Source organism: Flavobacterium sp. 316 (genome assembly GCF_000967805.1).
GTDB classification, from domain to species: Bacteria; Bacteroidota; Bacteroidia; order Flavobacteriales; family Flavobacteriaceae; genus Flavobacterium; species Flavobacterium sediminilitoris.
Genome location: NZ_JYGZ01000002.1, coordinates 357,005 through 370,790 on the forward strand (window position 1 = coordinate 357,005; position 13,786 = coordinate 370,790).

Here is a 13,786-nt window from a genome sequence, read left to right on the forward strand (position 1 = left end):
GTTATGGCATTTTTAAATAAGTATATAAAAGGAGAAGGTTTTAAGTACAATTATTCTTTAAAAATTGGAGCTGCCATCTACAATATTGGTGAAGGTGAAAATGAGGAAAATATTATTACAAAACTTAACTCTGACGGAAATGTTCTTTGGGAAAAAATATATCCATTTAATGAGAATATTTCATTTAGGAAGTTAATTGCATGTAGCAACAACAGTGATTTCTTAGTTTTAGGTACCTCATCAGGAAACTCATTGTTCCTTTTAAGAATAAACTCCCAAGGAACTATTCTCTGGAAAAAACGATTAAGTAGTAGCATTGATTATCAAATGCCAAATACAAAAGATTTCAACACCTTAATTAATCTTGGTAATGAAAATTATGTTATTGGTTTTACAGAGTCAATATCATCTGAAAATAGCTTTACTGTTATTATAAAATTTGATGCAAACGGAACTATTCTTGCTCAAAAGAGATTAACATTTGACAACTATATATTTGAACTAAACGGTATTTCTTCAGTTTCAAATAAAATAGGTCTTTATGGCAGATCAGTTACTAATAATGAGCCTATAAATAGAGGATTAATTATTGAATTGGATACCAATCTAAGTTCAATCATAAAGATTTTTGAATCAGATACTGTTGGCTCAGTTAATGACTTGATTTATAAAAATCAAAACTATTTTGTTAGAGGTCGTACGTATGATCAACATGATTTTTTCGTTGAATTTAGCGAATCTGGCAATAACGTTAACATAATTAATACTAAGCATTATCAGGGTCCTGTCATATACAATTTAAAATATAATGACAATCATTTATATACTGAAACTTATAACCGGTTTGATGCTATAATTTCAAAAATTGATTACAACTTTAATCCTATCTGGACTAAAAAATTTGAATTTGTAAATATTCATTATGCTTTAGGTATTTTGAGTCAAGTTACCAATGATGATATAATTTTAAATAATAGTTTAGAAATATATTTCAATGGTTTACAACATGCAGTTATTGGTTCTTTGGATTTAGAATTATCAAGTTGCAGAACAAGTGATGAAACTATTGTCCTATTGGGTAACAAAATGTGTACTTTCTATCTCGCTGATATTAATCATTCACTAACCAATTTAAATTACTCTTTTGTCAATATATCAAACTCAACTGTAGCTTCTATCAATTCAACAATTGAAGTTATTTGTCCGGACTTAGGAAATCCTTGTATTAAAGATGAAAAAATTTGTGAGGAATATGAAAAATTACTTGAGTCATTTACAAAATGCATTGAAGAAGTAAAAAGTAAGAATCCAGATTACTTAAAAAATTTAGCTGTATTTAAAAATTGCTTTACAAAATTCTTGGAAGCATTTTATATAATTGATAAAAATTACCCACAATTTAAACTAAGTGAATATCTTCAGTTTCAAATTAATGCTATAAAATTTTTTATTGATTACGAGGGAGACAAAGAATTAGAAAAATATTATAATGATGCATTAAGTGCGGTTCAGTTTATTTTAGAATACTTATCGCAACTGGGTAATTGTAAATGTCAAAATACTCTTGATCTAACTGATTATGCCTCTATTCAATCTGGTAATCTATACCTACAATCAGCAGGTTCTAAAGGGGAAGAAAGTACAAAAGGTATTCATTTACGTTGGACATTGAGAGAGGCTTTGTCTGAACATTTGCCTAAAGCAAATTATGCAACTACAACTCATAATTTCAACAAAAGTGATGACTTTGTAAAGATATACAGGGGAAAATATGTTCCTTACCAAGTAACTTTGGATTTTAAAAATGCCCCGCTTCAGGTTAATGAAAGTGGTAATCAGAAAAACTGGGTTTACGAAATCAATGGAAAAGTATTTCATGTATATTTCAGAAACACTATCAAATACAATCAAGTTAGAGCTAGTATTGATCCTATTGCAAATACATTAGTTTTTATTAAAAATTATGGTAATGCTCTAATCGAAATTGAGAATAAAACAGAATTAAGCTTTAAAGTTTCTACAAAATTTGAAATTTTAGATAGCAATAATTATGTAAAAACAGAATTACTCTCTGTACCGGAGAATAAAATTACATCTCCGAAAGGTGCTTCATTAAGAAAAAAATATTCAGCCGAAGAATTAAATCAAAGACCATTGCTTTCAGAGAATATCAGAAGCATTCGATTTAGTAGCAATAATGCCCATATATTGTTGTTGTCTTTTGAATTCTATTCAGATTTTATCATCAATACCAAAAAAGAAAATAAGTGGCAACTTCTTGGTAAATATGCCTTAACTAAAGAAGCAAATGTCGCTTTTCAACGTTTAGAGCCTCAGCCCAATTGCTTAAGCAATTGGTTACGATATAACGACCAAGCATTTGTAAACGTTGCAAACTACCAAACGAAATGGAGTTCTAATGATTTGCCAATTTTTGAAAGAATTGCAACATCTGTTGAAAAATATATTACATTAAGTGATGCTTTAAATAATCCAAAAGCTATAGAAATATATCCTTTTGAAAATTATGATGACGTTGAAGCTTGTAACTTAACTGATCCTAATTATGACCCAAATGACCCGAATTCTGAACCTGATTATGATCCATACATTCCAGAAACTCCTTTAGAGTCTACTGGAATAGAAATACCCTATCTAGATGTACTATTACTCGGGTCTTTAGACTATCACATAGCAAGAATGATAGGTTTGGGAACATTAGATTTTAATCCTTTGGTGTTTGAAGGAGAATATATGTACCTTTCCGAATATATATCTTTAGGTGATTTAAAAGACGGCTTAGGTGCTAGGGAAGTTCAACACTTATATTGCTCATTACCAACTTCATTAGCAGACCAACGTCTCCCTCTTCCTGTCGATTTGAAAGAGCCAGTTCCAGGTGTATTTTTTAACAATGGTTATAATGATTCTGATGTAGATGAGGAAGAAGAAATAGTTGATCCTGAACAAAACAATTTTGATGCAGTAGAGTTAACTGCTGACGGGTATTCACCAGATGGTAAAACGAGATATTTTAGCCTATATCCCGAACCACTTTTTGATGAAGAATCTAATGCCCCATTTTACTATGTAACTAATGAATTTATTGCTTGTGAGACCACAGATCCTGTTTTCGCAGGATTAGAATATCGAAAAAAAGGAGAAACAAACTGGATAAAACCTGAACTATCCTACAACCCTAATTTTTTCAATGTTGATACTAGTGGTGTTCCAATAGAATTTACAAATGAAACAGTAGAGTTAATTATTCCTGAACAGGGCGAGTCATTGTATACCCACGCTATAAAAGAAAGTGGTGAAATAGAATATTCTTCGTATGGAATAAATTGGTTTAGTCGAGCTAAAGCGAGTGAAATTGTTCATGAAGTTAAAACTATAATTAGTCCAAACAATGAGTTGCTACCACCTAGCAATGTAACGGCAACCCTGATTCAGAAAGAAAGTCCATTATTACTGACTTCTTCCACCGAACAATTATTGTATACCAACAATAGTAATCCTGACAAAACATTAGTCCGCATGACTTTTGAATATAATCATGCACAGGAGTTAATTGATTACCATCAAAAAATTAATGGTGAGATAATTCCTAACTATGTAGAAGTTCACAACAGTAAAGAATTATTTGCTGAAAAAATACAAGTTTTATTCAGAGATCAAGTTCCTAATGGTATTTCAGGTAAAATCAAAGAAATTATTTTGCTAAGTGATCCTTTATTGGTTGAAGTGCATACTGAGCCTTACTCTGTATATAGTTCAGGGATAAACAATAACATAGTCCCACAAACTAACCCTCCAACTTATAATGAAACTTATGTTCCTTCTATAATTCCAGAGACAGAGAATAATTTTATTGGGAGTATTTTATTAGTTGATGGAATTGAATTTATTGTGCATGAAGTGGATAATACCGGAACCTATCCGAAATTTATCGTTTTTAAAGCAGACGCTAGTGGATCGCTTTTAGATTCGGAAATAGATTTAGGTACCCAAGGTCTTATTCCTGAAAGTGGAAGTTTGTTCATGATGGTCGAAAATATGCAGAATACTTCCATTTGGGGATTACCAAACGCATCTGGATTTAGCGTCAATATTGACCTCACAAAAGTTCATCGTGAGGATGAAATTATTATTAAGAATGTTGACTGTACTACCGAAACCCATGTTCAAAAATTCAGAGGTATTTATAAAAATGCTATTATTGAAAAGGTACTAGAAAAAGTTGATGAAGATGGAGATGGAGAGTATGATACCATAGGAGGAAATTTCGTATTGAAACATTTAGGATTATACAAAATAACGTTCCCAGATTTTCAATTAGCACAACATTCGCAATATAATTTAGTGAATAACCCTAATGTCAATTCTGTAGAATGGTATAATGGTATTGTTCGACTACATACATTAAGTGATATTGGAAATGAACCTAGAAAGGAATTTAAAGTAATTAGAACTGAAAATATTGGTACCTCAAATGATTTAATTCTCTATATTGAAGATTTGACTTTCCCGACCGATCCAATACTTTTTAACTTATATAAAGGCAAATTAATTCCTGATAATACTACTTCAATTAATCAAATGGTTAATTATTATCCTGGATATAAAGTCTATTTATATAAAGATGATAACTTAGGATTGAATAAAGATACTGTGCTTCCGCAAGGAGAAGATGAAGTGCGTTATACTGTTTTTGGTTTAAGAAGTTGGGATTTACCAAATGAATTTCAAAATGACAACACAGAGGATTTCTTTTCTAAAATGTCAGTACCAGCTTTGATGTTTGCCAATGCAATTATTGAGCCCGTTCAACCACAAAAACCAACTGGTGGATTTTACGCTACAAGACCGGACTATTTTGGAAAAGCATCTTATACTTTTAATACAAAGTATGGAACACCTGAAGAAATTCACAAGCCTTATTCCGTTCAGTTCAACCGAGCAAGTGATGTCCAGTTTTTATCCGCAATCTATGATAATACTGTACTTGGCTATGATTCAAATCAAGAGCCAATTTTAAATACAGTACAAAATGTTATGCGTAACATATTTATGAATGGTGAAGAAGATTTTTATGTAGATAGATGGAATGATTTGTTAAGCTTTAATTATTCTTCTGGCAACTTTGCTACATTCGAAGGTAAGACGTTGCCTTTACCTGATAATCCCAATTTTATTACAGGTATAAATGATTTTGTCGATGCACATAATGAATTTTATGGTACGACAGTACCCCATTTAGCTTCAGGTTTTAATTTGAATACAATTGTTATTCCTACAAGTCCGCAAAACGCTGAACTACGTGTATATCATTTTCTGAAAGATGTTTTAATGAATTGTTTTGTGCCATTAACAGAAATACCAATCTTATACAACTATGTCAATGATGCTAACTACAAGCCAATACCTAAAAAACAAGTCATAAGAGATAGAAATGGTAATTTATTAAAACCTACTGATCCTGACTTTGATATGGCTCCAATGATGAAGCGAGTTGATCCATCTGGTAGTCAATACGAATCACAATTTACAGATTTTGGATTGGATGGAGCTTCCAATGCAAAATACTTTTATGCAGTAAGAGAAATCAATAATCAACTTAAAACAAGTGAATACAGTGAAATACTAGGGCCGATTAGCTTGGTAAATACAGCACCTCCAATTGCTCCTGAAATTATTAAAGTAATACCTATATTAGAGAACAGAGTTATTGGTGTAACTCCTTCTGTACAATTACAGATTAATGCCTATCCTAAAGCTCAAAATATTGCTAAAGTCTCTATTTACAGAGCAGATAATCCGTCTGACGCATTATCAATAAGAACTATGAAACTAGTAAAAGTTCTTGATTTAGAAGTAGAAAATTTACAAGATGAAAGTAAATGGATTTTTGAAGATGATTTTTCTGATTTGTCAGAAGTACCATTTGGAGATCCACTATTTTACAGATTAACTGTTTCAAGAAGGATTCGTTACAATGATAAAGAATTAGCTAACATAGTTGACTATGCACCTTCTGAAGCCTCTAAAATAATCATTACAAATGTTGTAGAGAATTATAGTCCCTTATCTCCCAAGCTAGACTATTATTCTGAACCTTTAAACTCAAGTAATGAATTAACAACTGTTGTATTGCATTGGCAAAAGACATGTTACAAGGCCAAATATCATCTTTATAAAATGAATTCTCAAGGAAATTGGGTAAAAATATATGAACTACAAACTAACGATCAAGATATTTATCTGCCTTTGGAAACAACCGATTTGGCAACAGGTACTCTATCAACTTTGGACAGTGATGCAAATGTAATCTATAATCATTTTAAAGTCATTACTGAAAATACAGCTGGTATGACAAGTAGAGAGGAATATATACTTACAATTCACAATGAATCAAATTGGCAGGATATCGGAGGAATTGGTGATATGATTATAGGAGGAACATTTTACATTAGATAAACAAAAAAACAAAAAATATAAATCATGGCAACAAAAAATAGAACAGAATTAAAATCATATTTTGAAACGGGCAATAGACCAACTCAAGAAGAATTTGAAAACTTGATTGATAGTAAATTGAACATCCTTGATGATAAAGCCACAGAAGCAGAGGCTCAAAATGATCAGATTGATAATAAATATTTAACTCCCAAAACAGCCAAGCAAACGGTACTAACTTTTGCTCCTGTTAAAAAGATTAATAATATATCTCCTGATTCTAATGGAAATGTTTCAATAACTAATGTAACCGGTTCAGCTTCAACTATAACCGGTTCGATATCTAAAAGTCAAGTTACCGGTTTGGAAAATGATTTGAATGGTAAACAAAATGTTTTAGTTAGTGGTACTACTATCAAAACTATTAATGGACAATCTATCCTTGGGAATGGTGATTTACCTATTGCCGGTTCAGCTCCTATTAAGTTAATTGGCGTGCCTTCGTCTAATTTCACACTAAGCAATTCAAATGCTGCACAAAATGCATTTCCTTCTTCCTGTGATGAATTTGCTTTATCTGCAAATAAGACTTACTTTTTTAGAGGAAAGTATATAATTTCAAATGGAGCCACCAGTCATACTACAGCTATTGGCTGGCTTTTATCTTCAGGATTAACCATATCTTCAATGGAGTATGTGGCAAAGTTATTCTCATCTACATTAAACGGTATGGCTACAGCTACTTCCAATGTCCAAGTTAGTGGAACATCAAGTAAAGTCATAAATGCTGCTAGTACAGCTGTAACTACTACAATTGAGTTTGAGGGTGTATTGCGTTGTACATCAGCTGGGGTTTTAACTCCACAATTAACATTTTCAGCAGCACCCGGAGGAACAAATGTTATGAAATTAGGTAGTCATATTGAATTAACAGAAATAGGTAGTAATACTGTTCAAACTGTTGGTACTGTAAGTTAAGTTTATTAAAAATATTAACTGTTAAAATAGAGTGATTATACTCATATTATTTCATAATTTGGTGTTTTTTCGTTAACTTTACAACAAATCAATTCAGCTATAATTAGCTGATTATTAATAATTTAAAAATGAAAAAGACAGCACTATTATTATACTTCTTATTGGCTTCTACTATATCAAGTTTTGGACAATGTTGGGAGTCTGTCGCTGTAGGTTATGCTAATGTTTTTGCTATTGCCGATAACGGTACATTGTGGGCATGGGGCAAAAATACTTTTGGAGAGTTAGGTGATGGTACCAATGTTCTAAAGAATTCTCCTGTTCAAATTGGGACAGACAATAATTGGAAAGAGGTTTCACCTAGCATGGACGGCATTTACTCTTTTACACTTGCCGTAAAAACAGATGGCACTTTATGGTCATGGGGAAGTAATAATAGAGGACAGTTGGGAGATGGTACAACTGTGTTTAGAAATTATCCTATGCAAGTGGGTACAGATACTGACTGGAGTACCGTTGCTGCCGGAATTAGTCATTCCATTGCTATCAAAGAGAATGGTACACTATGGTCATGGGGATGTTCTGAAAGATTTGCTTTAATAGGCTTTCCAAGTGGACCAAATGTTTTAGTTCCCGAGCAAAGAAGTCCTGATACCAATTGGAAGGAGGCTTCTGCCCATGATCGCGTGACAGTTGCAGTAAAAACAAACAACACAGTATGGGGATGGGGTTGGAACCAAAGTGATATGTTGAATGCTCCGCCAGGTGCAACAATTGCTGGTGATGTTCAATATCCCGTTCAAAAAGTAGCGGGAACAAATGTTAAACACACCAGAACAGGACATATATCAAGCATAGATATTAAAACTAATAATAATATTGGACCAAATAATGAACCTTATTATGTTAAAGATGTTGATACTGGTGTAAATACATCGGCTTATATTAGATTTGACAATAATACTTTGTGGTATGGTGGTATAATGCTGGGTAGTACTAATCCAAATCTTCAACCATTAACTCAACTTGGTACTGCTAATAATTGGGTAGCGGTAAGTATGGGAAGCCAATGTGCTGCAGCCATAAATTCAAACGGTGAAATATGGACCTGGGGAAACAATTTTCATGGTGGATTGGGCATAGGTGTTAATAGTACTGCGAGTAGTTCAACCGTTCCTGTACTTGTTTCTTGTCCAAGTACTTTAAGTAGTGATCAGTTTAGTTCTAAGCCAATTATAAAAGTTTTTCCTAATCCAGTTAAAGATAAATTAACAATTGAGTCAAATATTTTTATTGAGCGTATAGTCATTTTTGATGCTTTAGGGAAACAGCTTTATAATGAAAATATAAACAATACAAATTTAAATATTGACTTAAGTAATTTTAATGAAGGTTTATATATTTTATCTGTTCGTTCTGGGTCTATTCAAAATCAAATCAAATTTATTAAAAATTAAAAGTTTTGAAAAATATGTGAATTATTTAGATATATTTCTATTACAACATAAAGTGTCTAAGTATAAAAAAGAAGCTGTCTTTACACTATGTAAAGACAGCTTCTTTTTTTAGCTACAATTAGTATGATGTATCATAAATAAGATTCTATTTAGAAATAAGATTATTAAAATCAACCTGAAACAACTCAGCAAACTTAACAATAGTAGATAATTTAGGTTCTTGAAGCCCTTTTTCGTATTTTCTGATATTTTCTCTATCAATTCCTAAAGCAGCACCCACATCCATTTGGGACATTTTTCGTTCAATTCGCAATTGTTTTATTCTTTTTCCAAATAAGATTACAATTTCTGGAATAGGATTTTTTCTTTCTCTAGGCATACTACAAAAATGAATAAAATGCATAGTTTATAAGTGATTGTATTTTAGGGGTTGTATGCATTGCATTTTTTGTTATATTTGAAATTATAAACTTCAATCTATTCCCAATGGACGAAACTGAAAAAATCAATTACCAAGTATTAGAACCTCTTCTTAATCAAATTTTATCTGGAAAACCTGATAAACCTGTTTTTGAGAATAATAAATCCGATTTATGTAAAGATTTTTTACAAACTAGAAGTAATTATGTTACGGATGTTAGGCTAATTGAAAATTATATTGGAAAACAAACCGAAATTATTTTGAATAGCTTTACTGGTGAGGATAGAATATCCATTTTACAAATTATAATTACAAACCCTATTTACATCAACATTTTAATAATGCAGCTAAAGATTAATAATTCAGATGTAAAAATTAATGATTTTCAAAGGATAGGAGATATTATTGTTGGGAAAATTGGAGATTATATTCTAGGAGAAAAAATTGATTATTATATACAAAGGTTTTTTGCTATCTATTTTGAAGAGCTATTTTATTTTGAATTTGCTTATGATAATCAAATTACTGAAGAAGAATACTTAGAAATTTATTCGAGAAATACCAATGCAAAAACTTTAGTTTAATTAAAATAAATTTTATGATTTCAGTAAATGAAAAATTAATTGTTACTAAGCAAGTAAATGAAATAATGTGTCGGTATGCCAAGCAAGTCTTACTGAAAGATTTTCTATATCACTTTTCATTTACTAGCTTTTCAAAAAGGTTTAATAAATTAAGTATAGAAAATGTTAATCCACTTTTAGAAACTTTAAATTACCATCAAGGAGATTTTAATTTGGATACTTTACCCGAAGTTATAAATTATTTAAATTATTTTTTAAATCATCTTGACGAACACGATATTATGGCATTATATTTTTTATCATTGAATCAAAATTATTTTCAGTATAACGATAATTTTATAAAACAAGAGTCACTAGAGAATATCGATTCATTTGAATTAAAACTAGGTAGAGAATTTGCATACAAACTTTATGAACCAGAAGCAAGCGGTTTAAGAGAAGATGTAGAAAAAATGTTAATGAAGAAAATTTCAAGATTAGTAAATGAATTAGATTTAAGCTTGGTTACTGAAGAGTCGATTGAAGAAATTATAGAATCAATTGAAACAATATCAAGCTAATTTATAAGTAAAAAATAATATATAATAAATGGCAAGGACTTCAAAATGAAGTCTTTTTTTGTATCATTTTAAAGGGATGAATGATAATTTGTTCAGAATAATAATTTTTAGGTTGTCATGAAGCAAGCCATGTTTTTGCTAGTGAAAACTGCTCCCTTCGGTCGCATGGCTTGGCAGGGTTTCACCCCACACCCCTTTGAATTCGTATAATATTAAAATAATTTTTTTAATTAATGTGATATGATGAATCTTAATGTATTTTGTTTATATGTAAAATATAATTTGATAAGGGATTGAATATTTAAAAAATATAAAAGTTAAGCTTATTGCTTGAAAATAAGTGTATAAGTTTTTGACAGTCAATTTCTTTTTTAAGATATTTATTTATTTTTGCTTCTGAATAAAATAAATTGACACTATCAAAACAATAAAACATACAGATTACATACATTATTCTATCAAGGAAATTTTAGAAAAGTATAAAGAAAATGAAAATTCGATTAGATTTTCTACTGATGAATTGAAATCAATTATTTCATACATTTTTGCTATTCAATATCATGATTCTGATGATAGAGAAAGAAATAAAGAAATAATAAATTATATTCTTTTTGAAAAGCATACCATTACAAATACTACTCGCGAATTTGGTAGATTAGTACTAGAAAATTTAGATGGTTTTAAAAAAGAGTATTTAAAATCGCTACAAATCAAAACCTATAACTTAAAAGATATTTTAAATAATAATGACCTTCTAGAATTTACTGATACAGTCTTAATAGATTATATGCCTTTAAGAAGTTTTGAATACGGAAAATTATTTATGAAAAAATTCACGGAGGAAGTAATCAACAAAAATGAATTTAATTTTTACTATAATAAAATTCAAAATGTTTTAAAAAAAGAAGAGCATCCTTTAAAAAAAATTGGTGAACAAGTGACTAAAGCTAACGAATATAATTTTACTCTTCAAGAAAATTTACTGCTTGCTCTTGTACTTAAAGAAAAATTAATTGCTACTAAATGTAGTTTAACTGAGTATAGCCTAGTTAGTGTTGTTGCAAGGGTAAAAATTTTGGACTTAGTTAAAAGGCTAGAAATTTATAAGAAAATATTAGATAAATCATACGCATTAAGATGGAATTTAGACAATGGAAAAAATAGAGGTAGAGGAGGACCTAGATTATAATGAATTTAAATGAGGCAATTGAAGTTCTTGAAAAATATAATATAATAGATTATGATGTTATAAGAAAGGATTTAACCTATAACTATGACCAGTTGCAATCTTATATATTTGATCTAAATGAGGTAGCTTATAAACTTACGGGTTTTACTATAAAATCTGAGTTGTCAAGGCGAAGAGCATTAATAGTAATTCTTCAAGAAAAATATTTCAAATTTAATAGTTATAACGAGGTCGATATAAATTTTGATAATGTAGAAAAATTATCTAAACAACGTTTTAAACAAAAAAACAGAGATAAAATAAAGTTCAATTCGCCTCAAGAAACGCATCCAAAAAATCCTTTTAGATATTATGGAGATGATATGAATAGTTTCCGTCATTATCGAGAGGCAATCGAATTATTAGCTTGTATGCCAGATTTATATATTGATGGTGAGGAAGCTGGTGAAGACATAGTAGAACTTTACGAAAGATTACAGGTATAGAAGTCTACCGTACAATAGGTTTGTACGGTAGCCCTAGAATTAGAAATTAAACCCATTTAAATTTGTTCTAAGAATGAATTTAAGTGGGTTTTTTATTTATGTTATCGCTATCAAAAATCTAAATAATATGAAATCATTATGGCAAGACCAAAATCTGAGATTAAAAATTTAAAAGTTTTTCAAGTCAATATTCGATTAACACTTGACGAACAAATATTTGTCGAAAGTCATGCAAATACTTATGGTATTTCGGTTGTGCAATATGTTAGGAAAAGATCTTTAAACAAGCAACTACCAAAACAAGCTATTTCTCCTGTTAATAGAGAGCTTTTAGTTGAATTAAGTCGTATTGGGAATAACATTAATCAATTAACAAAAAAGTCAAATCAAAATGTATTAGATAGAAATGGTTTGGATAAAGAATTAAATCAATTAAAAGAAATGCTATACAAAATAAAAAGTAAAATTTTAGAATAGATGATTGGCAAACAAATAAAAGGTAAAGATTTTTATGGGGTTTTATCTTACAATCAAAAGAAAGTAGATAAGGGACAAGGATGTGTTTTAGATACGAACTTAGCTGCTAATAAGGTTATAATGCAAACCAAAGAATTAAATGTTGTTCGACAGCTGAGACCTAATTTATCTAAAGCAGTTTATCACACTTCATTGAGTTTGCCATATTCAGATACCCTTTCCGATGAAGAGTTTACCAATTTGGCAAGAGATTATTTTGAAGGTATGGGTTTTGATGACAATCAATATATCGTTTATAAACATACCGACCAAGATCATGCTCACATTCATATCGTAGCTAATCGTGTAAATTTTTCAGGTGATGTTGTGAGTGATAGCCAAGATTATAAAAGAAGCGAAGCACTGATAAGAAAATTAGAACTTAAATACAATTTAACCGTTTTGGAACAAAAAGAAGAATCTAATGTGTTGTCTAAAGGAGAAATAGAAAAATGTTTACGAACAGGAGAAGCTCCAGAAAGATTAGAACTTCAACGAATTATTAATGAAATCATAAAACATAAGATTTCGATTTTTGAATTTGAAAAGTTTCTTAAGGGTAAAAAGGTAAATGTAAAATTCAATTCAAGCAAGGAGGGAAGAATATCGGGTATTTCCTTTGAATACAAAGGAGTTACATACAAAGGAAGTCAAGTAAATAGAAAACTATCATGGAATAATTTAAAAACAAAATTTAATGAACAAGACCGAATCCATCCAATTATTTTCCAAAATACTGGAAGAATTACAGAAAATCAACAAGAGACAAGACAATCTATCAGAACAACTGAGCGAGACAACCAAAACAGTAATCAAAAACCAAAAAGTAATTTGGGAGAAAATCAACAAGAAAGAGTAGACAAAAAACCATTCACAAGATTTAGAAGAAAATAAACTGCAATGAAAGCCGAAACAGCATACAACGTTATACAAGCCCTTCCTCAACAGGAAGTGGAAAGGCTGTATAAAATGTTGAATGTTGTTTCGGCTACTAATACTACTACAAAAAAAGCCCAAAAGAAATCACTTCTCTCTGATGCTGAAGCTACTGAATTTCTTTTGAGGAAGTTGAGAGGAAGTTGATTTAAAGTTTACTCATATTTTGAAAAGAAAAATATATGCTTTATTTTTAGTGAA

General features: G+C 30.2%; 10 protein-coding genes. 9 read left to right on the forward strand and 1 reads right to left on the reverse strand.

The genetic code is table 11. The annotated features are described in order from the left end of the window. Window positions 1–3: 3 nt before the first annotated feature. The 3 genes from SY27_RS05190 to SY27_RS18130 all read left to right on the forward strand — a co-directional run bounded on the left by SY27_RS05190 (window position 4) and on the right by SY27_RS18130 (window position 8,894). Window positions 4–6,480, forward strand: a complete 6,477-nt coding sequence (locus SY27_RS05190; protein WP_045967860.1) for a hypothetical protein — start codon at window positions 4–6, stop codon at window positions 6,478–6,480. Between the two features lie 24 nt (window positions 6,481–6,504). Then, window positions 6,505–7,437 carry a hypothetical protein gene (locus SY27_RS05195; protein WP_045967862.1) on the forward strand — a complete coding sequence of 311 codons (933 nt, stop codon included), beginning with the start codon at window positions 6,505–6,507 and terminating at the stop codon, window positions 7,435–7,437. 128 nt (window positions 7,438–7,565) lie between these two features. Beyond that, entirely contained in the window at window positions 7,566–8,894 is a 1,329-nt protein-coding gene (locus SY27_RS18130; RefSeq protein ID WP_052705154.1) for a T9SS type A sorting domain-containing protein, read from the forward strand. 145 nt (window positions 8,895–9,039) lie between these two features. Here SY27_RS18130 and SY27_RS05205 read toward each other — a convergent pair whose 3' ends face one another. Continuing rightward, window positions 9,040–9,273, reverse strand: coding sequence for a helix-turn-helix domain-containing protein (locus tag SY27_RS05205; protein WP_045967864.1), 234 nt, complete (start codon window positions 9,271–9,273; stop codon window positions 9,040–9,042). A gap of 107 nt (window positions 9,274–9,380) precedes the next feature. Between SY27_RS05205 and SY27_RS05210 the strand changes: the two genes are divergently transcribed. The 6 genes from SY27_RS05210 (at window position 9,381) to SY27_RS05235 (ending at window position 13,543) form a co-directional block, all read left to right on the forward strand. After that, window positions 9,381–9,899 carry a hypothetical protein gene (locus SY27_RS05210; protein ID WP_045967866.1) on the forward strand — a complete coding sequence of 173 codons (519 nt, stop codon included), beginning with the start codon at window positions 9,381–9,383 and terminating at the stop codon, window positions 9,897–9,899. Window positions 9,900–9,913: 14 nt separating this feature from the next. Continuing rightward, window positions 9,914–10,459: a hypothetical protein gene (locus SY27_RS05215; protein WP_045967868.1), complete on the forward strand. Its 546-nt coding sequence runs from the start codon at window positions 9,914–9,916 to the stop codon at window positions 10,457–10,459. 520 nt (window positions 10,460–10,979) lie between these two features. Further along, window positions 10,980–11,648 (forward strand): hypothetical protein, encoded by a 669-nt coding sequence (locus tag SY27_RS05220; RefSeq protein WP_045967870.1) that lies wholly within the window; start codon window positions 10,980–10,982, stop codon window positions 11,646–11,648. After that, window positions 11,648–12,133: a hypothetical protein gene (locus SY27_RS05225; RefSeq protein WP_045967872.1), complete on the forward strand. Its 486-nt coding sequence runs from the start codon at window positions 11,648–11,650 to the stop codon at window positions 12,131–12,133. The genes SY27_RS05220 and SY27_RS05225 overlap by 1 nt, the downstream gene beginning before the upstream one ends. A gap of 138 nt (window positions 12,134–12,271) precedes the next feature. Continuing rightward, on the forward strand, window positions 12,272–12,610 hold the full coding sequence (gene mobC / locus SY27_RS05230) for a plasmid mobilization relaxosome protein MobC (protein WP_045967874.1): 339 nt from the start codon (window positions 12,272–12,274) through the stop codon (window positions 12,608–12,610). Continuing rightward, entirely contained in the window at window positions 12,611–13,543 is a 933-nt protein-coding gene (locus tag SY27_RS05235) for a relaxase/mobilization nuclease domain-containing protein (RefSeq protein WP_045967876.1), read from the forward strand. Window positions 13,544–13,786: the final 243 nt, after the last annotated feature.

Bases quoted from the DNA above. Each gene is read 5' to 3' on its own strand.
- SY27_RS05190 (WP_045967860.1), top strand. From the start codon at position 4: ATGGCATTTTTAAATAAGTATATAAAAGGAGAAGGTTTTAAGTACAAT.
- SY27_RS05195 (WP_045967862.1), top strand. From the start codon at position 6,505: ATGGCAACAAAAAATAGAACAGAATTAAAATCATATTTTGAAACGGGC.
- SY27_RS18130 (WP_052705154.1), top strand. From the start codon at position 7,566: ATGAAAAAGACAGCACTATTATTATACTTCTTATTGGCTTCTACTATA.
- SY27_RS05205 (WP_045967864.1), bottom strand. From the start codon at position 9,273: ATGCCTAGAGAAAGAAAAAATCCTATTCCAGAAATTGTAATCTTATTT.
- SY27_RS05210 (WP_045967866.1), top strand. From the start codon at position 9,381: ATGGACGAAACTGAAAAAATCAATTACCAAGTATTAGAACCTCTTCTT.
- SY27_RS05215 (WP_045967868.1), top strand. From the start codon at position 9,914: ATGATTTCAGTAAATGAAAAATTAATTGTTACTAAGCAAGTAAATGAA.
- SY27_RS05225 (WP_045967872.1), top strand. From the start codon at position 11,648: ATGAATTTAAATGAGGCAATTGAAGTTCTTGAAAAATATAATATAATA.
- mobC (WP_045967874.1), top strand. From the start codon at position 12,272: ATGGCAAGACCAAAATCTGAGATTAAAAATTTAAAAGTTTTTCAAGTC.
- SY27_RS05235 (WP_045967876.1), top strand. From the start codon at position 12,611: ATGATTGGCAAACAAATAAAAGGTAAAGATTTTTATGGGGTTTTATCT.